Source organism: Bradyrhizobium sp. (genome assembly GCF_016219575.1).
Lineage (GTDB): Bacteria > Pseudomonadota > Alphaproteobacteria > Rhizobiales > Xanthobacteraceae > Bradyrhizobium.
In genome coordinates, this window is record NZ_JACRMG010000009.1 from 915,389 (window position 1) to 936,120 (window position 20,732).

A 20,732-nucleotide genomic window follows, 5' to 3' on the forward strand; every position below is an offset into this window, starting at 1 on the left:
GAAGGCTTTTTAGCCCCGTCACTCGCCGCTCTTTTGAGTCTTCCCGCCCGTCTTCAGCTCACGATACCGCGTCGCGCCGCCCTCGCGGATGGTCTGCGGGCTGCGCTCCACCGCCATCGCATTGTCGGGCACGTCCTTGGTGATGACCGAGCCCGAGCCAATATAGGCGCCGCTGCCGATTTTGACGGGTGCCACCAGCGAGGAATTGGTGCCGATGAAGGCGCCGGCGCCGATCGTGGTCTTGTGCTTGGCGAAGCCGTCATAGTTGCAGGTGATGGTGCCGGCGCCGATGTTGGCTTTGGCGCCGACATGGGCGTCGCCGATGTAGGAGAGATGGTTGACCTTGACGCCGGCTTCCAGCGTCGCAGCCTTCATCTCCACGAAATTGCCGACCTTCGAGCCCTCGCCGAGCGAGTTGCCTGGCCGCAACCGCGCGTAAGGCCCGATCTGCGCGTTCTTGCCGATTTGGGATTGCACGATGTGCGAGAAGGAATGGATGACGGCGCCGTCGTCGATGGTCACGCCGGGGCCGATCACCACGAATGGCTCGATGGTGACGTCGCGGCCGAATTTGGTGTCGGCGGCGAGAAACACCGTTTCCGGTGCAACCAGCGTGACGCCGGCATCGAGCGCCGCCTTGCGTAATTTCGCCTGCATGACGCCCTCCGCTTCCGCCAGCTGCGCCTTGGTGTTGATGCCGCGTACTTCGTCTTCGCCGGTTTCGATCACGACGGCCTCCAATCCCATATCCCTCACGATGGTGACGGCATCGACGAGGTAATACTCGCCCTTGCTGTTGGCATTTCCGATCTTGTCCAGAATCTGCAGCGCATGGCGGCCGTCGAACGCCATCACGCCGGCATTGCACAGCGTGATCCTGCGCTCCTCGGCGCTGGCATCGGCCTGCTCGCGGATCGCAACCAACTTGCCGTTCTCGATCAGCAGCCGGCCATAGCCGGTCGGATCGGCGGCGCGGAACCCGAGCACCGCGAGCGCTGCGCCCTTGGCCAGCGGCGCCCGCATCCGCGCGAACGTTTCGGCCGAGATCAGCGGCGTGTCGCCGAACGCGATCAGCAGGTCGTCGGCGCCGCGCGCGATCGCCTCGCGCGCCGCCAGAACCGCATGCGCGGTTCCCAGCCGCTCGCGCTGGACGAAGGTCGAGGCATCCGGCCGCAGCCGCTTTGCCTCGGCCTCGACGGCGGCGTGATCGGGGCCGACCACGACGGCGAGCGAAGTTCCCTGCCCCTGCGGCGCGGCCTGCAACACATGCGACAGCAGCGATTGCCCGGCCACGGGATGCAGCACCTTGGGCAGTGCCGACCGCATGCGCGTTCCCTCGCCGGCGGCGAGCACGACGGTGAGACTGGAACGGGCGGTCATTCGAATCCCTGGGGTCCAAGCAAAAGGCGCCGCCGTCTTAATGCGTTTTTGCGTGCAAGGGAAAGGCGATTCGCTACCGGGAATGCTGGCGGATTCAGGGTGACGGCGGATTTCCTGATATCTTTCCCTTTGATTCGGCAGGCCTCGAGGAGGGCCAACCATTTTTGGCCAAGAATTCCGACCATCTCGCCGGCCTTGAAGCCCAAGATACCGGCGGTCTGTTCAGCTCACTGCTGGCCGAGGAAGACGGTTACGACCGCCGCCGCACCCTGTGGCGCGTCGCTTCCTGGGGTGTCGGATCCGTTGCGGCCCTCGTCATTGCCGTGATGGCCAACCAGGCATCGCTCGGCTGGCGGCGCGACCAGGCCGCGACCGCCGACCTGGTGCAGCAGGCCAACCGGCTGCAGGCCGCGACGCGGGAAAGCCAGAACGAGGCGCGGCGGCTCGCCTCCGCCGTAGAAACGCTGAACAGCGACCGCGACCGCCTCTACACGCGCGTCACCGTGCTGGAACAGGGGCTCGATTCCGTCACTGGCGCCATCGCCAGACAAAATGCACCTGTGGTCGCTTCCGCGCAGCCCGACGCGCAGCCTGCCGTGCAGGCTCCCGCCCCGGTCATAGCGCCGGTCGCGACCAAGCCGGCGGCGCAGGGCGAGAGGGCCGCCGCCGCTGCCAGCGCCGAGCCGTCGCCCGCCAGCACCTCGGCCATCAAGGACGTCGCGACCAGGCCGGCGGCGATGCCGGCGACGCCGCTGGTCGAAACCAAGTCCATGATGGCGCCGCCGGATCCGGCTGCCGGAAAACTGATCGAGACGTCGAAGCCGGCCAGCGCCATCGCAACAGAGCCCATCCCTGCCGTGGTCGCGGCCGCACCGCCGGGCGAAAGCGCCGAGCAGGATGCGGCGGACGCGGCCCTGCCAAAGGTCCAGCGCACCGAATTCGGCGTCGATGTCGGCGGCGCCAATTCGATTGCCGGCTTGCGCGCCCTGTGGCGCGGGTTGCTGAAGTCACGGTCGAATGCGCCGCTGGCGGCGTTGCAACCGCTCATCGTGATACGCGAAGGCAGCGGCGGCCGCGGCATGCAATTGCGACTGGTCGCAGGTCCCCTCGGCGATGCCGCGGCGGCAGCGAAAATCTGCGCGGTGCTGATCGAGAACGACCGCGACTGCGAAACCGCCGTGTATGACGGCCAGCGCCTCGCGCTGAAGGCCGAGGATGCGCCGCCGGCGGCTGCAAAGCCGGCTGTCGTTGCGCCGCCGGCGACGCGCAAGAAGAACGCAGCCCAAAAACGTGCGGCGGCCGAGGAGCCGGCGAAGAAGCCGGAGGCTGCGACGTCGTCGAGCTGGTCGTCCTTTTTCAGCGGCAAGAAGAACTGACAGAGTCAGTTTGCGTCATGCCCGGCCTTGTGCCGGGCATCCACGTCTTTGTAGCCAAAAGCAAGAAAGGCGTGGATGGCCGGGACAAGCCCGGCCATGACGGCGAGTTCGGTTGCTCCCAATCTGCCAAGATATATCGCCACGCCTTGTCCTGCACGGAGAACCCCGGCATATTCCGCGCATGAAAAAGATCCCGTTCCGGCTAACCCCGTACCAGGTGCAATTCCTGCTCGTCGTCGGCTTCGTCACCGTCGGTTATGCGCTGTATCTGCGTTATCTCGCCGTCGAATACTCGCCGGTGGCGCTGGCATGCGATGCAGGGCTTCAGAGCGTGCTGTGCAAGATGCGCTCGCTTGCGACCTATCTGTTCAAGCACTCGGTGTTCGGCACCGTCGCACTGATCATCGCCGCGCTGCACGTGATGCGGCCGTCGATCGTGCTGTTGACCGGGGGCCTGGTCGCCGCAGGCCTCGGCATCGTGCTCTACAACATCACGCTGTCGGGGATTGCGATCGGCCTGCTCATTTTGGGCTTTGCCCGGCCCGCGCCCGCCACAGCGTGAGCGCAAACAGCAGGTACATCGCGCACGTCCACATCGATTGCCAGTTGTCGCGGCCCTCGTTGATTCCGATGTAGATCGCGGCCATGGCAAGCAGGCCCGCGTACACCGATTCCGCGATCGGCCGTACGCCCGCCTGGGGACGGTTCAGCACCATCAGGCCCATGAACGGCACCACCGCCATGGTCAGCGATGCATAGGGAAAGTCGCGATAGCGCGGATCGAAGGCGAAGCCGAGCGCGGTCTCGGCTGCGATCACCGCCGTGATTCCGAGCGCAAGGCCGAGCAGGATCGTGAGCGCCGAGTCCGTTCTGTAATCGCGCGGACCAAGCAGCTCCAGCAGCGTCGGCAACGGCCGCCCCGCCATCAGCGCATTGGCGCACAATATCGGTGACGCCGTCGCGGCGGCGAGCAGTGCACCCCATTTCAGCCAGCCGCCCCAGCCGTAGCTCTCATAGAACATCTTGTCGGCGGCAATGCCGAGCAGGCTGCCGGCCACGGTCGCCGAGATCGCCACCGCGATCCAGGAAATCAGGCGCGGCGTCCACGGCCGCCGCCGCAGGGTAAGGATCGCGGCGAGGAAAGTGAGCGCGCTCAACACCATTCCCGATACCATCTGCAGCTTCCATAGCGGGAAGTTGCTGACAGCTGTTCCCGGCGGATATTTCACGCCGCGCCGGAAGGCGTCGAACAGTCCCCAGTAGCCGCCCACGGTGCCCTCGAGCTGGCGTTTCCAGGGCTGGTCATAGGCTTCGATCAGGTTGACCCGGAATCCGTCGCGCTTGGCCAGGTCTAGGATCTCCGAGACGACGCGGGCCTGGCTGGTCCGTGACGGCAGCGCGCCCTCCCGCATCCGGCCCTGGCTCGGCCAGCCGGTCTCCCCGATCAGGATCTCCTTGCCCGGAAACGCCACCGCCATCCGCCGGCGGATGGAATCGACATGCGAGGCCGCGAACTTGGCCTTGATCGGATAATCCTCCCAATATGGAAGGATGTGGATGGTGACGAAGTCGACGGCCTCGTAGATCTCGCGGTTCTTCAGCCAGAATTCCCAGACGTCGGCATAGGTGACGGGCACCTGAACCTGCGACTTCACGCTGCGGATATTGGCGACGAGATCGGCGGTGGTCATCTCACCGCGCAGCAGCACCTCGTTGCCGACGACGAGCGAGGTGATGGTTCCGGGATAGCTCTTGGCGAGCTGTACGGCGGTCGATATCTGGGCAAGGTTCTTGAAGCGATTGCTGCCGAGCCAGATGCCCTGGATGACCTTGAGGCCCAGTTTGGCGGCCAGCGCCGGCACCTGGTCCAGCCCGCTCTCGATGGAGTAGGTGCGGACGCAATCGGTCACCTTGGCCAGTTGCGCCAGATCCTCGGCGATCTGTTCCGGGGATATCTGGGTGCCCTCGACCAGCGGCGTCTGCGCGCCCCGGAACGGCGCATAGGACACGCATTGCAGCTTGGCGTTGGGGTCGATCGGCGCGCGCGCCAGATTGATCGGCGTGGCCAGCCACCACCACACCGCAGCAATCGTACCAAGGGAAATCAGGAAGAGCGCCAGCGGCGTGCGAAGAGAAATCGGTTCCATCCTCCGGGCGAAGCCCGTCGATTAGCGTCTCGACCGCCATCTGCCAAGTGCGCGGTTGCGACAATGCGCAATCAATTGCCGCCGGGCGGTTTTACCACGGCGAGATAAAGTTGTGAGTTTGCTGGACAAAATCCAAAATTTTAGTCATGGGAATCCGGTGCCGTTTCCGCCGCATTGAGGGCCCATTCGAACGGCATCAAGCCCGTGCGCCCGGGTCCTGGCGCTGGACGTCCAACCAATCGGGGAAAGTATGCGTCGCCGGGTACATAAGTTTCAGAGTGTGGTCCTGCGTCCAGTCTTGCGTATTTTGGCCCCGGCCGCCCTGGCCATCCTGATCGGATCGGCCGGTGCCTTCGCCCAGAGCGGCGCCCCGGCCCCCCAGGACCAGCAGGGCAAGACCCCGCCGGACAGCAAATCGGCCGACGCCATCCGGGATAACGAGCGCAAGGCCGCCGAGTTCGTCGAAGCCCAGCAAGCCATCAATGGCCCCGGCGGCAACCCCGAATGCGTCTGGCTGGGCCGCCGCGTCGTCCGCCTGATGTGGCTGGACGATCTCGATACCGCCTTCCGCCACCTCGACCTCTACGACCGTTTCGGCTGCCCCGGCGGCCACGTCCAGGCGAGCTTCCGCTGCCTGACCCGTTTTGGCGCCCAGATCGACGACAAAGTGCCGCGCAGCCTCGATACCCGCATCCATGCCTGCTGGATCAATCCGGGCGCCCAGCCCCAGACGGCCGCCGCCCCGGCTCCGGCGCCTGCCACGTCGGGCAGCGCCGCGCCTCCTGCGCCCGCCCCTTCGCCCACCGCCGCGCCGGCGGCCCCTGCGAAATAGGCTCCGCCGTTGGGCCTGTGCATGAACGCTGCCTGAACGGCTGCGCCCTCAAAAGGCCATGGCGCCATACCAGTTGTCTAATCGCGTGGCAGGACTATCCTGAAGCAGCCGCGATGCCGGTCGAACCTAGGGGACGGGTTCGCTTGAACTAATCTAGCCCCGTATGGTTTGGTTTGCGATGCGCGCCGTCGTCGCTGTTGTTCTGTTCGTCACCGCCGTTCATGCCGCACTTTGGGGCCTCCTGCAGGACAAGCAGGCGGCGCCTGACTTCCATGGCATGCTGCCGAGCGTTTCCTATGCGCCGTTCGACGGAACCGGCCACCCCGATGTCGACAACATCCCCACCGTCGAGAAAATCCGTGCCGACCTGAAGAAGCTCGCCACGATGACGAGGGCGATCCGGCTCTATTCGTCCACCGGAGGCGTGGAACTGGTGCCGCCGATCGCCGCCGAATTCGGCCTCAAGGTCATGGTCGGCGCCTGGATCGACAAGAATGTCGACCGCAACGAGCGCGAGATCGACGCCGCGATCCAGCTTGCCCGGCGCAACAGCAACGTCATCGGCGTCGTGGTCGGCAACGAGGTCATCTACCGCGGCGAGCAGAAGGTCGACGACCTCGTCGAAATGATCAAGCGGGTCAAGAAATCGGTCAGCGTGCCCGTGACCACGGGCGAGATCTGGCACGTCTGGCGCGAGTTCCCGAGGCTTGCCAACAACGTCGATTTCATCGCCGCGCACGTGCTGCCCTATTGGGAAAACTTCACCGACAAGCAGGCGGTCGACCAGGCCGTCGATCGCTTCAACCTGCTGCGCGACCTGTTTCCGGGCAAGCGGGTGGTGATTGCCGAATTCGGCTGGCCGAGCGCCGGCTACAACCTGCTCAACGCCGTTCCCGGCCAGTTCGAGCAGGCCTCGGTGCTGCGCAACTTCGTCAAGCGCGCCGAAGCCATCGGCATGGACTACAACATCGTCGAGGCGATCGATCAGCCCTGGAAATTCTTCGAAGGCGGCGTCGGCCCCTACTGGGGAATCCTCAACGCCGCGCGCGAGCCGAAGTTCGCCTGGACCGGGCCGATCGTCAATCCGGACTATTGGAAGCTTGCCACCATCGCCCTTCTCGTCGGCATCCTGATGTCGCTTCCGATCCTGCGGCTAAGCGAACCGACGGTGATGCAGGCCCTGGTCCTGTCGGCCACGGCCAACGGCGTCGGCGCCTGGGCCGCCACCGTGTTCTCCTACTGGAACACGCACTATTTCGTCTGGGGTTCGGCCTTCGCGCTGGGGCTTGGCATGGTGCTTCTTGTCCCGCTCGTCCTCATTGCCATGGCGCGGATCGAGGAAATCGCAGCCGTTGCCTTCGGCCGCGGCCCGCGCCGGCTGGTTACCAAGAGTGCGCCGCTGGCGCCTGCGACTATCGGCGAGAACGTCGCCTTCCCCAAGGTGTCAATCCACGTCCCCGCCTATTACGAGCCGGTGGAGATGCTGAAGCAGACGCTCGATGCGGTGTCGCGGCTGGACTATCCGAACTTCGAATGCGTGGTCATCATCAACAACACCCCGGATCCGGAATTCTGGCAGCCGATCCAGGACCACTGCCGCTCGCTCGGCGAGCGATTCAAGTTCATCAACGCCGAGAAGGTTCAGGGCTTCAAGGCTGGCGCGCTGCGCATCGCCATGGACCGCACCGCAGCCGATGCCGAGATCATCGGCATCATCGACGCCGACTATGTCGTGCATCCGGACTGGCTGAAGGATCTGGTGCCGCTGTTCGCCGATCCCCGCGTCGGCCTCGTGCAGGCACCGCAGGAGCATCGCGACGGCGACCGCTCGCTGATGCACTACATCATGAACGGCGAATATGCCGGGTTCTTCGACATCGGCATGGTCCAGCGCAACGAGTTCAACGCCATCATCGTGCACGGCACGATGTGCCTGATCCGCCGCGCCGCGATGGACATGGCCGGCGGCTGGTCGAGCGACACGATCTGCGAGGACACCGATCTCGGCTTGTCCATCATGCAGCAGGGCTGGCTCACCCACTACACCAACACCCGCTATGGCGAGGGGCTGCTGCCCGACACCTATGAGGCCTTCAAGAAGCAGCGTCACCGCTGGGCCTATGGCGGCTTCCAGATCGTCAAGAAGCACTGGCGGCGCTTCCTGCCCGGCGCAAGCCGCCTCACCCAGGATCAGCGCCGCGAATTCGGCCTCGGCTGGCTGAACTGGCTGGGCGCAGAAAGCCTCGGCGTGGTGGTCGCCATCCTCAATTTGATCTGGGTGCCGATCGTCGCCTTCGCCGACATCGCCATCCCCGACAAGATCCTGACGCTGCCGATCATGGCCGCCTTCGTGGTGTCGCTGCTGCATTTCCTGGCGCTGTATCGCCTGCGGGTAAACGTGAAGGTGCCGCAGATGCTGGGGGCCATGATCGCAGCGATGAGCGTGCAATGGACGGTGTCGCGGGCGGTGGCCCAGGGCCTCATTACCGAGCACCTGCCGTTTGCCCGCACCTCCAAGGGCGGACTGTCGCGAATGTCGATCGAATTCCAGGCGTTCTGGGAGGCCGTGATCGGCGTGCTGCTGCTGGCCGGCGCCGCCGTTCTGGTGGTGACGAACGGCACCAAGCAGGTGCGCGAGATCTACATCTTCGCCGCCGTGCTGGTGCTGGAAAGCCTGCCGTTCCTGTCGGCGGTTGCCATTGCGATCCTGGAGAATTCGCGCATCAACGAGTTCGCGTTCTGGCGCAACAGCGCGGTGCGGGCCGCCGAACTGATCGGTCTGCGCCCGGTCTCATTGCCCACCGCGGTTCCGAGCTCGCAGCCGGTCACGAGCGAAATCCAGCGCGAGGCCGGCCGATTGGCCGTGGAAGAACGGGCCGCCGCCCCTTGAAGAGGCGGCGGTAACCACCGATTTCGACTGTATGATTCCAGACCGGACGGCACCGCGCCGGCGGGTCCTTGCGCTATTGACCCGGGGGGGTCTGGCCCCTACACAGCCCGGGCCGGAGCACGATCCGGAGCGTAAAGTGAGCGCGTAGCTCAGGCGGTAGAGCACGTGACTTTTAATCATGGGGTCGAGGGTTCGAGTCCCTCCGCGCTCACCAATTTTCGGCCACAACGTCAAACCTTTAGAAGGTCGCCCGCGGCAAGCGCGGCGGCAACGTGCGCCCTTAACCGGCGGCATGCGGCCTCAGTAAACATCCTGACATGACAATTGAAGCTCATCGTAGTTCCCTGACCTCCTCTGGTCGGGCGATGGAATGCGATGACAACGGTGAAGACGGTTTGGGTTTGCATCGATCCCGCCAGGAGTCCGGGCGACGATGATCACATCAAGGTCTTTGATAGCGCCGATGCGGCGGAGGCCTGGATGGCCGAGCGCATCCCTGAAGGCTTCGCCGTCGAATGTCCGGTGCTGAGTGATGGCGCCTCCTGACAGTGCGCGGCCCAGCCATCCAATCGACGTCTTCGCTCTTTTTGATTGCCGCAAAGCTGGGTAGCATCCGGGCGGGTCCCGCCCCGCCTTGCGGGAGTCGACTCAGCCGTACCCCGGGAATGGGAGGCCACGCCATGTCGAAAAAGGGGATTACTGGCCACGACGAGTGGGTCGTCACGGAATCGCTGGCGACCGCCCTGATCGCGCTGGAACAGCTCGAGCCCAAGCATCAGCCGGCCAAGCACATGGACGATATCCGGAAACTCCTGGTGGCCGGCTGCCAGCCCGGGACCATCAACCTGCATCTGGCGCAGGCCAAGTGCAGGCTGTTCCCTGACGCCGATCGGACGAGCATCTATCGCGAGTATGGGCTGGAGGATACCGAGGTCTGACCCGTCGCCCAAATAGCCGAGCGATCGCTCTCTGGGGTGAGGTTTTGAAGGCGATGCCCGGCTATCTGGCCGCGCGGCGGTGCGGCTTTTTTAGTTAAACAGCAATGCTTTAAGGAATTATCCTCAATCAAGCTCGCAAGGTCCGCGGCAGAGCCCGGTCGTCTGGGTCTTTAGCGTAACAGACGCCACGCATTCGCATTGGTCGTACAAGAGGTACCTCACCAAGCGCTGGCGCGCGCGGGACTCCGTCGCCCCCTGATCAGCCGCCCATCCCCGTGATTTCACGGGTTTTCTGGCGAAGCGGGAGCGCGACTCAGGATTGAGTCGCAACTTCAGGTAAAAGCAAATCCGCCGTCAAAAAAATCGTCCTACGCTGCTATTCGCTGGACTGTGACTTTCTCGCAATAGTCGCGCCCCCGGCAATCTTCATAGCGTCGCCCTCAGTTCCGTAGAACTACGGACGGATTGCAGTGCTGCGTACCCTCTTGACGGAGATTGCCCATGATCAGGAAAACGATTGCCACCGCGGCGGCCCTTCTTGCCACTACTGTTGCAGGTTATGCTGCGGACCTTCCCGTAAAGGTCCTTTCTCCGGCTCCGATCTGGAGCTGGACCGGCTTCTACGGCGGCGTTCACGTCGGCGCCGGCTGGGGAACCACCGAATCCACGCTGACAGGGGCGTCGGCCCCGGGCCTTGGGGCAATAGCTTTCACGTTCCCCTTCTCGCAGAACAGCCGTAGCGGCATCCTGGGCGGCGTGCAGGCCGGGTACAACTGGCAGTCCGGCTGGGCGGTCTTCGGCGTCCAGGGGGACTTCGCCGGCGCCGACATCAAGGGCACCACGCCCTGCGTCGTCATCCTGTCATGCACCACCACGAGCCACTGGTTGGCCACGGTTTCGGGCCGTCTCGGCGCGGTCGTGCTGGATCGCGGTCTCGTCTACGCCAAGGGCGGCGTCGCCTGGCTGAACTCGACGCACGCGGTCAGCGCGCCCGCCCTGCTCGGCGGTGGTGGCGGTCTAACTCAAATCACGAGCGCAGACAGCACCGCATTCGGCTGGCTGGTCGGTTTCGGCACCGAGTGGATGATCACCAAGAACTGGACCGCGTTCGTCGAATACAACTACATCGAGTTCGAAAAGAAGAACGAGGCCTTCAATATCGCATTTGCAGGTGCGCCTGCATTCACGATCAACGCGGACCTCAAGAACAAGCTCTCGGTCGCCAAGGCCGGCGTGAACTACAAGTTTGATTGGGGCAGGTAACCAGCCTGAACCACACTCTCTCCAGCGAAAACTCAAGCCCTAGGGCGATCCCCCTGGGGTTTTTTGTTTGGCGGAAAGGGTTTGCCGGCTGAGCTAGATGCCGAGCACCCAGACGGCCACGATGGTGCCGAGAACGGCCAGCCCGCTGATCGTCCAGCCGGTGGCATAAGCCGCACCGTCCGTCTCCGGCCGGTCCACCATTGAGTCATGCCAGTTGGTCATTACGCGACCTCCGAGACCTTGCCTCTCGTCGGTATGTCCCGGACGGAGGCAAAAGGTTCAACGGAAGAACGCGAAGCCCGGCCCGGCGGTTCCCACGGCCGGGCCGAGAGGCGTGGCCTGTCGGCGTTTACAGGCGGACGCCCGTCGTGGCGAAGGCTTCCGAGACCGGCTCCTGCACCTTGTTGAGGACGCCGGCCCACGCGATCGCGATCACGACTGCCGTGACCAGTGAGAGAAGAAAGGCTTTCATGGCGTCTTGCTCCTCACCTATTCCGCGGGCGCCGCCGCGGGACGCGCATCGGTCCCTGCGGCTTTCTGCTGCTCCAGCCAAAGGCTGTGGTGCTCCTTGGCCCAGTTGACGTCGACATTGCCGGTTCCCATGGCCTCGAAGGCGCCCTCCATGCCGATGGAGCCGATGTATATGTGCGCCAGCATCGCCGCGACAAACAGCACGGCCACGATCGAATGCACGACCTGGGCGACCTGCATGCCTTCGATCCCAGCGGTGTAGAACGGGAACATCAGGAGATAGCCGGTGATCGCAACGGCGCCGCCGCCGAGCACGACGATCCAGTAGATCATCTTCTGGCCGGCGTTGAAGTGCTTGGCCGGCGGATGGTCATGACCGAGCAGGCCGCCCCCGCGCTTGATCCATTCGACGTCCGTCTTGTCCGGGATATTGCCCGCGATCCACATCAGGAAGATCAGGATCACGCCGATGGTGAAGGGGAAGCTCAGATAGTTGTGCCCGTATTTGGCCCATTGCGACCAGTCGGAGAACGCCTCAAGCCCGATCAGCGGGATCAAGAGCGGACGGCCGAAGGTGATGTTCAGTCCTGAGATCGCAAGGACGATGAAACAAGTCGCCGTCATCCAGTGCACCAGGCGTTCGAACGCGTTGAAGCGCACGACGGTGCGGCCGGATCGCCCGCTCTCGAGCCTGACCTGGCCGCGGGTGAGATAGAAGATCACCAGGACGGCCAGCATGCCGAGGATGACGATGCCGCCGATCCAGCGCAGCGTCACCTCGTGGAAATTGCGCCAGTCGCGCCCTGGCTGCTCCAGCATGCCGGAGCGCTTGTCGGGAATGCTGACCCGGCCCTGGATCCGGTTCAGCTCCTGGAGGAGCTGCTGCTCCTTTACCGAGCTGGCCGTCGGATTGACCGAGCTCGGCTGCTGGGCCTGGACCGGCGCTGCGAGCGCAACCAGAAGCAACAACGCCCAAGTTCCCAGCGTCGCCCCGAGCGCGAGGCGAAAAAGTCGTCCAAGAGATGCCATCACCCTGCTCCATTCCACAGGTGCCGTTCCGGTCAGGCCGGAACGGCATCAACTCATCGTCACGCCGCCTGAGCCGTCTCAGGTGTCGATCGACTCTCGATAGGCCGTCTTCCAGCCCCATGCGCCCGAACCGTAACCGCGCTTGGTAACGCGCTCCTTGTAGATCTGGGCGATGATCTCGCCGTCGCCGGCGAGCAGCGACTTGGTCGAGCACATTTCCGCACACAGCGGCAGCTTGCCTTCGGCCAAGCGGTTGGCGCCGTACTTTTCGTACTCCGCCTTGCTGCCGTCGGCTTCGGGGCCGCCGGCGCAGAAGGTGCACTTGTCCATCTTGCCGCGCGAGCCGAAATTGCCGACCTTGGGATATTGCGGCGCGCCGAACGGGCACGCATAGAAGCAATAGCCGCAGCCGATGCAGAGGTCCTTGGAGTGCAGCACCACGGCATCCGCCGTGGTGTAGAAGCAGTTCACCGGACAGACCGCCGCGCAGGGCGCGTCGGTGCAGTGCATGCAGGCCATCGAGACCGAGCGCTCGCCCGGCTTGCCGTCATTGATGGTGACGACGCGGCGCCGGTTGATGCCCCAAGGCACCTCGTGCTCGTTCTTGCAGGCGGTCACGCAGGCGTTGCATTCGATGCAACGGTCAGCGTCGCAGAGAAATTTCATCCGAGCCATGACGCTGTCTCCTTAAGCTGCCCGAACCTGGCACAGGGTGGCCTTTGGCTCCTGCATGCCGGTGACCGGATCGAAGCCGTAGGTAGTGATGCCGTTGACGCTTTCGCCGAGCACCACGGGATCGGCGCCCTTCGGATAGTTGCCGCGTTGGTCGACGCCCTGGAACCAGCCCGCAAAGTGGAATGGACACCAGGTGACGCCCTTGCCGACACGCTCGGTGACGAGCGCTTTCATCCGGGCTTTCGAACTGTGCTCGGCGCCGGTCACCCAGACCCATGCCCCGTCCTTGATGCCGCGTTCGGCGGCATCCGACGGGTTGATCTCGATGAACATGTCCTGCTGCAGCTCGGCGAGCCACTTGTTGGAGCGCGTCTCCTCGCCGCCGCCTTCATATTCGACCAGACGGCCGGAGGTGAGGATCAGCGGGAACTGCTTTGCAATCCCCTTGTCCACTGCAGCCTTCTGCACGTCGAAGCCGATATTGGGCATGCGGAACTGCCGCGCGTTCGGCAGCGTCGGATATTTCGCGACGAGTTCCGGACGCGGCGTGTAGATCGGCTCACGGTGGGTCGGGATCGCGTCCGGCAGGCCGAACGCATTGGCGCGCGCCTTGCCGTTGCCATAGGGCACGCAGCCGTGCTCGATGGCGACGCGCTGGATGCCGCCCGACAGGTCGAGCGCCCAGGACACCGCATCGGGATTGGCTGCGTTGACCTTTTGGATGACCGCGAGTTCCGCCTCGGTCAGGTCCTTGTCCCAGCCCAGCTTCTTCAGAACGCCGAGAGTGAACTCGGGATAGCCGTCCTTGATCTCGGAATCCTTTGAGTAATAGCCGTTGCCGAGCAGGCTGACCTTGCGCTTGGTGCCGTCGGGCAGCGTCTCCTCGCGCTCCACGCCGAAACGCGGGCGGAAGGTACCGCCGCCTTCCTTGACAGAGAGGTTGGTGTTGTAGAGCAGCGGCGTGCCGGGATGCTTGAATTCCGGCGTTCCCCAGCACGGCCATGGCAGGCCGTAATAGTCACCCTTGTTCGGCCCGGTCGTGGCCTTCTGGGTGAGCATGTCGAAGTCTTTCTGGTTCACCATGTGCGACTTCAGCCGCTCGGGCGACTGGCCGCAATAGCCGGTGGACCAGCCGCCCCGGTTGATCTCCCGGAGAATGTCCTCGACGACGGGCACGTTGTTCTCAACCTTGATGTTCTTGAACAGCGTGTCGGCGAAGCCGAGCTTCTTGGCGAGGAGATACATCACCTCGTTGTCGTCCTTGGACTCGAAGATCGGCTTGACGATCCGCTCGCCCCACTGGATGGCCCGGTTGGACGACGTGCGCGAGCCGTCGGTCTCGTAGCTGGTGGCGATCGGCAGCAGATAGGTGTTGTTCTTGCGCGCCGGCGCCAGCGCGGCCCAGGTGGTCGGATGCGGGTCCGCGACCACCAGCAGCTCGAGCGCCTCGATGCCCTTCTGGGCATCTGGCATGCGGGTCACGGTGTTGCCGCAGTGGCCGAACACCATCATCGCCTTGATATTGTCCTTCTGGGACACGTCCTTCTTGTCGTACAGCGTCGCGTCGAACCAGCGGGTCGACGGGATGCCGGGCGTGTTCATGGTGTTGGTCACCTTGCCATCCGCCGCCGTGTTCTTGTCGAAACGGTCGACGAACCACTCGTAGGGCACCTCCCAGACGCGCGACCAGTGCCGCCAGGCGCCTTCGACGAGGCCGTAATAGAGCGGCAGCGTCACGACATCGAGGCCGAGGTCGGTGGCTCCCTGCACGTTGGTATGGCCGCGGAAGATGTTGGCCCCGGTGCCGGGCGCGCCGACGTTGCCGGTGGCCAGCAGCGCGATGCAGAACGCACGCACGTTGGCCGTGCCGACGGTGTGCTGGGTCGCGCCCATGCACCAGATCAGCGTCGATGGCTTTTGGGTCGCGAACATCTTGGCGACACGCTCTAGCTGCGCACCGGGCACGCCGGTCACCTGCTCGACCACGTCGGGCGGATATTTCTCGACCTCCTTGCGGATGTCGTCCATGCCGTAGACGCGCTGTTCGATGAATTGCTTGTCTTCCCAGCCGTTCTTGAAGACGTGCCAGAGCATGCCCCAGATCACGGCAATGTCCGTGCCGGAGCGGATGCGCACATATTCGGTCGCATGTGCCGCGGTGCGGGTCATGCGCGGATCGATCACGACCATGTTGGCGCGCTGCAGTTCCTTGCCTTCCAGCACGTGCTGCAGCGACACCGGATGCGCCTCGGCGGGATTGCCGCCCATGATCACGATGGTCTTGGAATTGCGGATATCGGTGTAGCTGTTGGTCATCGCGCCGTAGCCCCAGGTGTTGGCTACGCCGGCGACCGTGGTCGAATGGCAGATACGCGCCTGGTGGTCGATGTTGTTGGTGCCCCAGAATGCGCCGAACTTGCGGAACAGGTAGGCGCCTTCGTTGGTGAACTTGGCGGAACCAAGCCAATAGACGGAGTCGGCGCCGCTCTTGCCGCGAATCTGGTTTATCTTGTCGCCGATCTCGTTGATCGCGACGTCCCAGGAGATGCGGGTCCACTGCCCGTCCACCAGCTTCATCGGATAGCGCAGGCGGCGGTCGCCATGCACGAGTTCGCGGGTTGCAGCACCCTTGGCGCAATGCGAGCCGCGGTTGATCGGCGAATCCCAGCCGGGTTCCTGTCCGACCCACACGCCGTTGACGACTTCACCGATCACGGTGCAGCCGACGGAGCAGTGGGTGCAGATGTTTTTCTTGGAGACGGCGCCTGCCGTCAGCGGTCCGACAACCGCGGCTTCCGCTTTACGGACGCTGCCGACCTGCAGCGCGCTCAGCGCGGCAAGTCCGCCGCCGGCAAGGCCGGAGCGGCGCAGGAAGGTACGGCGATCGAGGCCGGTGGCCTGTCCGGCCAGCGCCTCGGCGACGCTGCCGCGGGAAGCGGTTTCGGAACGCGCGCGATGTGTTTTCTTGATCAGCACGGCGACCTCCCTCAGCCCGGATAGCGGTTGACGCGATAAAACGTCTTGATGTGATCGGTTTCCTTGTAGCGCGCCTTGCGCTTCTCATCGATGTTCTCGCCGTCGGCGAGCGCCGACCCCGCAAGCGGTGCGGCCACCGCCGCGCCCGCGCCGACGGCACCGATGCCGACCTTGCGAAGGAAGTCGCGTCGTCCGACTGCCGTTTTCTTTTCGTCCTTCATCGTATCCCTCCCGGACCAGGTCGCGCTGGTCAGTTGGCGAATTTGAAAGCTTCGGTTTCGATTTCCATGAACAGGCGGCCGTGCGAGCCGACCGTCCGGTAGAATTTCGCGGCGTCTGCCTTCTCCAGATCGGCGAACATCCGGCCCATCCAGGGCGCGATGTGCTTGTCGAAGAACTTGCGCTGCTGCTCATGCGACGCCGCGAAGCGGCCGTTGGCAAATCCGGCCATGATCTCGCACAGCGTGGCGGCGTTGTCCTCAGGCTCCGGATTGTTCTCAGCCCGCTCGATGCCGAAGGCCGCGAGATCGCCGCGCAGGCGCGCCAGCGGCCGCTCGTGCAGGAAGCCGGTCAGATAGTAGGAGGCATAGGGCAGGATTTCGCCGCGGCCGACCCCGATGAAGAGATCGAAATATTCACGCTCGACGGCGCTGCCGACCGCATCCTGCGCAGCCGCGGCGAGTGCCGCATGGGCACGGCCGAGCGGCGTATCGTCGCCTTCGAGCTTCGCGATCGCGCCAAGCAGTTTCTTCGAGGGCGGCGCAGACAGCAGCGATGCAAGCAACAGGTATTGGTGGGCGCGACCGGCATCGACGGGATCGATTTCCTGGTTGGATGCGGCCCGTTCGCTTTCGTCGTAGATATCCGGGCGAAGCTCGCGACGCGAAATGCCGGTTGCGGCCTCAACCGCAATCACACGTTGAGCCGGCACCCGGTTCCAGTTGGAAACCGAAGGCTGGGCAATGCCGATTTTCCGGGCAAGTTCGGCGACGCCGCCTGCCTTGTCGATTGCGCGCGCTAGACCGGGATCCCGCACATGGACCTCCGTCCCCCCGACCGATTCATTTTGGTCCCGCTTTTGGATTTAGTTTTGTTCTAAAGAGACTAGGCGCGCACCGGAACGGGGTCAATCGATTCGAAATAGCCTGCGACTATGCCTTTGGTCGCAAACATCAGCTTGGCAAAGCGCCGCCATGCGTGCGCCGCCGGACCGGCTCAACATCGCCATCTTCATCGGAAGCTTCCGGTTGCGCTGCAACAACGGGTTCCGCCTGCACATCAGGAGATGAGTTTGCGCTGACGGCAACATGCGGCAGCGCTGCGGATGCGGAAACGTCCGGCTCTTGATCGGGTTTTTGTTGAACTTGTTCCTTCTCGGGCAACTCCGACGCAAGTTTCTCCGCAGTTTCGCGCACACCGCCGATCACTCGCTCGACCATGGCGCCGATCTGTTCCGCCGTACCGTCCAGCGCACCGAAACCGGGGATCGCGTCGGGATCGGTAAAATCCCATGCATTTTCGGCCAGCCCGACAAAGTCGCGGATGGCGGGATCGGCAGCCCATGCGCGACGAAGCGCCGCATGGCTCAGCTCGGCGGGGATTCCCTTGCGCAGGAATCCGGTGATGTCGGTCGCCGCGGTGATCGAATCGAGCGATGGCAGTTGCGAAAGATCAACCTCGGGCTCAGGCGGTGCGACGGGCGGTGTCGTTGCCGCTTCAGCCGGCAGCGGCGCCTGATCGACGGTCTTGGCCTCCTGCTTGCGGCGCGACCAGCGCTTGAGGAATTCCTCGTCGCTCATTCCTGTCCGCCTTCGGGTTGACGGCGCGCGAGCGCTTCCGGATTGGCGCGATCGCGCTTGCGCTTGACGAACTCCCGTTCGACGTGGTGCTCGGCGACAAAGTTTTCAACCGCCTCCCGCACGACGTCCGGCATGGCAACCGTCTCGACGAGATTGGCGCCCGCCTCCGTAAAGGCCTCGCCCTCCGCAGGATCGGCTGTGACTGCGGCCAGCGTATATGGCCACTCACCCTCCGCCGGGCTCAGCACGACCCAGAGCATCGGTTCACCGGTTGCGAGATTGTCGCGGTAGCGCGCCGTCTCGGAGCGATGGAATTCGATGATCCGGCTGCCGGCATAGAACAGCACGGTCTCGCCTTCCTCGCGCAGCACGCTCCACGCCGCCATGTCCGGCGCATCAGGCAAGATGCCGACGGGGCGCCACAGGAAATCGATCCAGGGCGAATCCGCCTTGCGGCGCTCGACGACGACGCCGACCACAATTTGCGACAGCGGCGCGGCACTCATGTGGCGGCCTCCAGGTGCCGGATTGGCAATCCCGTCAGCAGGTTCTGCGGCTTCAGCCGCACCAGCTTCTGCGCGGACATCGCCATGATCAGATAGATCGGTTCGCGCCCCACTTCCTCCAGCACCAGTGCCGGATCGGCAAAGGACAGACGGTAAAGCCCGAGGATGCGGCCATTGGTCTCCTCGTCGAGGGCGTCGCCACGCCAGAGCCTGTCGCCGATGGCCGTCGCATCCGTGTCCAGCCCGACATACCAGGTGAGCCTGGCGTCGCGCAGCTCGGTCAGCGGCTCGATCGAGACATCGATCCCCAGCAAATGCGACAGCCAGCGCGTCATCACGGTCGCCAGTGCCGCCTGCCCGCGGCGCCCGGCGGTGAGATCGAGACCCATGTCGAACTGGTCGCTGCGGTGCCAGTAATGTGCGGCATTGTCCTCATCGAGCACCTCGACCTCGACGTCATGGACCGCGCCCAGCATCGACATCAGCGACAGCACCGGCGTCGGGCTGGTGCCGCCGATCACCTCGGCATCGCCCAGCAACGCCGCATTCTCGTGCAGCATCAGCCGCTGGGTCCGGAAGAACAGTTCGGCGGCGCGCAGCACGAAGGGGTCTTCGCAGCCGTCCAGCGCGTTGCGCAGGATGACATGGACGAGCTGGTTGACGAACAGCGGCGGCAGATGGACCGAGCCGGCGCGGACCAGCGCAAGATAGGCCGCCTCCAGCGTTGCATGCCTTAGCAGGAGATCGCGGAACGCCAGCACGAATTGCCAGTTTTCGCGCGCATCGGCATCGGTGATTCCCGCAACTTCGCTTGCCGCCACCGTGCGGCGCGGCTCTGCCAGCAGCTCACGATGCAGCCGCCGCTCGACGGCACAGGCGTCCTCCGGCGGCATCAGTTCCGGCCGCACGAAATAGGCCTTCAGGAATTCGTCGGTCACGACCAGCCCGCCGCTGTCGTTGCGGTCGAGCAGATGATGGCCGCAGGAGATCCAGAAATCGTTCATCGCCGCCGCGGCTCCAGAGTCATGTCGGCAAGACTGAGTTGATGGTCCGCCTCGGTGTCGTCGTCGATCTCCATGAACGAGAACGCCTTGCTGTGACGATCCTGCCCCTCCTTCAACTGCAGCCGGCGGAAGGATTCCCGCACCTCGCCATCGCTGACCGCGCGGTGGACCGCAATCAGGCTGGAAATGGGATGTGTGCACAGCGATTCCGCGAAGGCGACCTCCTCTTCCGCCGCAGGACGCGCGGTCGCAAAGTCGGGCGCGCCGAATTTGTCCACGAGTTGCCCGGCAAGTAGCTCGACCAGCGCGCGACGATCGTCCTCCGTGGCGGGGACGATCTGGACCAGCGTCGACCAGCCCCAGGATTGCACGCCCAGGAAGCCGCCGCGGAAGGCCGTGCGGTCCTTTCCCGTCAGTGCCGCCGGGTCGCGGTCGTAGAAGCGGAAAGCGCCCGACACCGCCCAGTCGCCGGGCTCCGCGGCGGCGTCGAACACGAACGTGTCGGAAGGATCGAGCGCGATGGTGCGCAACAGCTTCACAGCCGCGGCCCTCCGGTCTTCGGATCGAGCCAACTCGGTCTGGCCAGCGCCTGGGCCAGATCGATCGGCGTCGCCTTCTCTGCCCCGATCCGCTGCACCACGAAATCGCCATTGGCTTCGATGCGCCGGCTGGTCTGCGGCTGCCGCTCGATCAGGCCGAGATATTGGTGGGCGAGGCTGGAAAAACCGTCGACCTGCCAGCGGTCGAAAGCAACCATCAGGTGGCGGGCAAAACTCTCCGTCACGTCTGCCGCACCGATCTCGCCAAAGCCTTCTTCCTGCAGGGCGGAGGCGAGCGGATGGACGCCGGCCTCGGTTTCCGTCATCGCCACCGTGCGGATCATGGCACCGAACACCAGCCAGGGCGGCGTTTCGTCTTCACGCGTGGATTTCGGCCAGCCCAGCCGCCCGCCGCCCACCAGCCCGCCGTCGACGCGGACCGCATCGGGCCAGTCGATCGTCACCGGCTTGTTCGGCGGCGCATAGGCGCGCAGCGCATCCGCCAGCGCCACCATGCCGGCATAGAAGGCGCGGCGCGCGGTGTGCAGGGATTCGGTCGGCTCGAGCACCACGGCAAACTCGGCGAGATCGAACCGCCCGACATAGACCAGGGTTCCAGCGCCGCTCTGCCCGGCGATCGCTAGCGCATGCGCAAATGCCTCGCCGCTCTCGCGCAGCCGGACCAAAGTATAAGGCGGCGGCAGATCGATGCGTTCGGTAACGGTTTCGCGCGTTCGTGCAGTCGGCAAAAGGTTGCTCCGGCTTCCTTTTTTCTGTTTAGAATGATTATACGAGCCGGGCGGCCGGGGCGAGTCCGCAAATCCGGTGTTCCAATCAACTCAGGGAGTGAGTAGCCGAGCATGGCGCATCCGCCCAGGAAGATACTGATGTGCTCTTGCGAGGACAC

At 64.5% G+C, this 20,732-nt stretch carries 21 protein-coding genes and 1 tRNA gene; 8 read left to right on the plus strand and 14 right to left on the minus strand.

Annotated elements, in window-relative coordinates; translation table 11 throughout:
• Positions 1–18: 18 nt before the first annotated feature.
• Positions 19–1,380 carry a bifunctional UDP-N-acetylglucosamine diphosphorylase/glucosamine-1-phosphate N-acetyltransferase GlmU gene (glmU, locus tag HZB49_RS09390; protein WP_291610411.1) on the minus strand — a complete coding sequence of 454 codons (1,362 nt, stop codon included), beginning with the start codon at positions 1,378–1,380 and terminating at the stop codon, positions 19–21.
• A 164-nt stretch (positions 1,381–1,544) separates the two neighbouring features.
• Between glmU and HZB49_RS09395 the strand changes: the two genes are divergently transcribed.
• Both HZB49_RS09395 and HZB49_RS09400 read left to right on the plus strand, forming a co-directional pair.
• Complete coding sequence (locus HZB49_RS09395; protein ID WP_291610414.1) at positions 1,545–2,756, plus strand: hypothetical protein; 1,212 nt, start codon at positions 1,545–1,547, stop codon at positions 2,754–2,756.
• 181 nt (positions 2,757–2,937) lie between these two features.
• Positions 2,938–3,318, plus strand: a complete 381-nt coding sequence (locus HZB49_RS09400; RefSeq protein WP_291610415.1) for a hypothetical protein — start codon at positions 2,938–2,940, stop codon at positions 3,316–3,318.
• Here HZB49_RS09400 and HZB49_RS09405 read toward each other — a convergent pair.
• Positions 3,278–4,903: a beta-(1-6) glucans synthase gene (locus HZB49_RS09405; protein WP_291610417.1), complete on the minus strand. Its 1,626-nt coding sequence runs from the start codon at positions 4,901–4,903 to the stop codon at positions 3,278–3,280. The two genes, HZB49_RS09400 and HZB49_RS09405, sit on opposite strands and share 41 nt — an antisense overlap.
• 250 nt (positions 4,904–5,153) lie before the next feature.
• Here HZB49_RS09405 and HZB49_RS09410 point away from each other — a divergent pair, with 250 nt between their 5' ends.
• From HZB49_RS09410 to HZB49_RS09435, 6 genes are all read left to right on the plus strand, one after another.
• The gene (locus HZB49_RS09410) at positions 5,154–5,735 is read left to right on the plus strand and encodes a beta-1-3, beta-1-6-glucan biosynthesis protein (RefSeq protein ID WP_291610419.1); all 582 of its coding nucleotides are present in this window, start codon (positions 5,154–5,156) and stop codon (positions 5,733–5,735) included.
• Between the two features lie 178 nt (positions 5,736–5,913).
• On the plus strand, positions 5,914–8,625 hold the full coding sequence (locus tag HZB49_RS09415; protein ID WP_291610421.1) for a glycosyltransferase: 2,712 nt from the start codon (positions 5,914–5,916) through the stop codon (positions 8,623–8,625).
• 138 nt (positions 8,626–8,763) lie between these two features.
• A tRNA-Lys gene (locus HZB49_RS09420) sits at positions 8,764–8,839 on the plus strand.
• Positions 8,840–9,000: 161 nt separating this feature from the next.
• Entirely contained in the window at positions 9,001–9,171 is a 171-nt protein-coding gene (locus HZB49_RS09425) for a hypothetical protein (RefSeq protein WP_291610423.1), read from the plus strand.
• A 134-nt stretch (positions 9,172–9,305) separates the two neighbouring features.
• Entirely contained in the window at positions 9,306–9,563 is a 258-nt protein-coding gene (locus HZB49_RS09430; RefSeq protein WP_291610425.1) for a hypothetical protein, read from the plus strand.
• A gap of 501 nt (positions 9,564–10,064) precedes the next feature.
• Positions 10,065–10,826 carry an outer membrane beta-barrel protein gene (locus tag HZB49_RS09435; protein ID WP_291610428.1) on the plus strand — a complete coding sequence of 254 codons (762 nt, stop codon included), beginning with the start codon at positions 10,065–10,067 and terminating at the stop codon, positions 10,824–10,826.
• A 93-nt stretch (positions 10,827–10,919) separates the two neighbouring features.
• On the opposite strand, the gene HZB49_RS09440 is transcribed toward HZB49_RS09435, so the two are convergent.
• From HZB49_RS09440 to HZB49_RS09495, 12 genes are all read right to left on the minus strand, one after another.
• Positions 10,920–11,048 (minus strand): hypothetical protein, encoded by a 129-nt coding sequence (locus HZB49_RS09440; RefSeq protein WP_291610430.1) that lies wholly within the window; start codon positions 11,046–11,048, stop codon positions 10,920–10,922.
• Positions 11,049–11,175: 127 nt separating this feature from the next.
• Positions 11,176–11,298, minus strand: coding sequence for a hypothetical protein (locus HZB49_RS09445; RefSeq protein ID WP_291610432.1), 123 nt, complete (start codon positions 11,296–11,298; stop codon positions 11,176–11,178).
• 17 nt (positions 11,299–11,315) lie between these two features.
• The gene (locus HZB49_RS09450) at positions 11,316–12,326 is read right to left on the minus strand and encodes a formate dehydrogenase subunit gamma (RefSeq protein WP_291610433.1); all 1,011 of its coding nucleotides are present in this window, start codon (positions 12,324–12,326) and stop codon (positions 11,316–11,318) included.
• A 78-nt stretch (positions 12,327–12,404) separates the two neighbouring features.
• The gene (gene fdh3B / locus HZB49_RS09455) at positions 12,405–13,001 is read right to left on the minus strand and encodes a formate dehydrogenase FDH3 subunit beta (RefSeq protein ID WP_291610437.1); all 597 of its coding nucleotides are present in this window, start codon (positions 12,999–13,001) and stop codon (positions 12,405–12,407) included.
• Between the two features lie 12 nt (positions 13,002–13,013).
• The gene (locus HZB49_RS09460; protein ID WP_291610439.1) at positions 13,014–15,977 is read right to left on the minus strand and encodes a formate dehydrogenase subunit alpha; all 2,964 of its coding nucleotides are present in this window, start codon (positions 15,975–15,977) and stop codon (positions 13,014–13,016) included.
• An 11-nt stretch (positions 15,978–15,988) separates the two neighbouring features.
• Entirely contained in the window at positions 15,989–16,198 is a 210-nt protein-coding gene (locus HZB49_RS09465) for a twin-arginine translocation signal domain-containing protein (protein ID WP_291610441.1), read from the minus strand.
• A gap of 29 nt (positions 16,199–16,227) precedes the next feature.
• On the minus strand, positions 16,228–17,013 hold the full coding sequence (locus tag HZB49_RS09470; protein ID WP_291610443.1) for a molecular chaperone TorD family protein: 786 nt from the start codon (positions 17,011–17,013) through the stop codon (positions 16,228–16,230).
• 136 nt (positions 17,014–17,149) lie between these two features.
• The gene (locus HZB49_RS09475; protein ID WP_291610445.1) at positions 17,150–17,776 is read right to left on the minus strand and encodes a DUF3306 domain-containing protein; all 627 of its coding nucleotides are present in this window, start codon (positions 17,774–17,776) and stop codon (positions 17,150–17,152) included.
• A complete protein-coding gene (locus tag HZB49_RS09480) occupies positions 17,773–18,282 on the minus strand; it encodes a DUF3305 domain-containing protein (RefSeq protein ID WP_291610447.1) in 510 nt (169 codons plus the stop codon). The genes HZB49_RS09475 and HZB49_RS09480 overlap by 4 nt, the downstream gene beginning before the upstream one ends.
• Positions 18,279–19,286, minus strand: a complete 1,008-nt coding sequence (locus HZB49_RS09485) for a DUF6352 family protein (RefSeq protein WP_291610449.1) — start codon at positions 19,284–19,286, stop codon at positions 18,279–18,281. Before HZB49_RS09485 ends, HZB49_RS09480 begins: the two co-directional genes overlap by 4 nt.
• Complete coding sequence (locus HZB49_RS09490) at positions 19,283–19,825, minus strand: DUF6505 family protein (RefSeq protein WP_291610451.1); 543 nt, start codon at positions 19,823–19,825, stop codon at positions 19,283–19,285. The genes HZB49_RS09485 and HZB49_RS09490 overlap by 4 nt, the downstream gene beginning before the upstream one ends.
• Positions 19,822–20,574, minus strand: a complete 753-nt coding sequence (locus HZB49_RS09495; protein ID WP_291610453.1) for a biotin/lipoate--protein ligase family protein — start codon at positions 20,572–20,574, stop codon at positions 19,822–19,824. The genes HZB49_RS09490 and HZB49_RS09495 overlap by 4 nt, the downstream gene beginning before the upstream one ends.
• Positions 20,575–20,732: the final 158 nt, after the last annotated feature.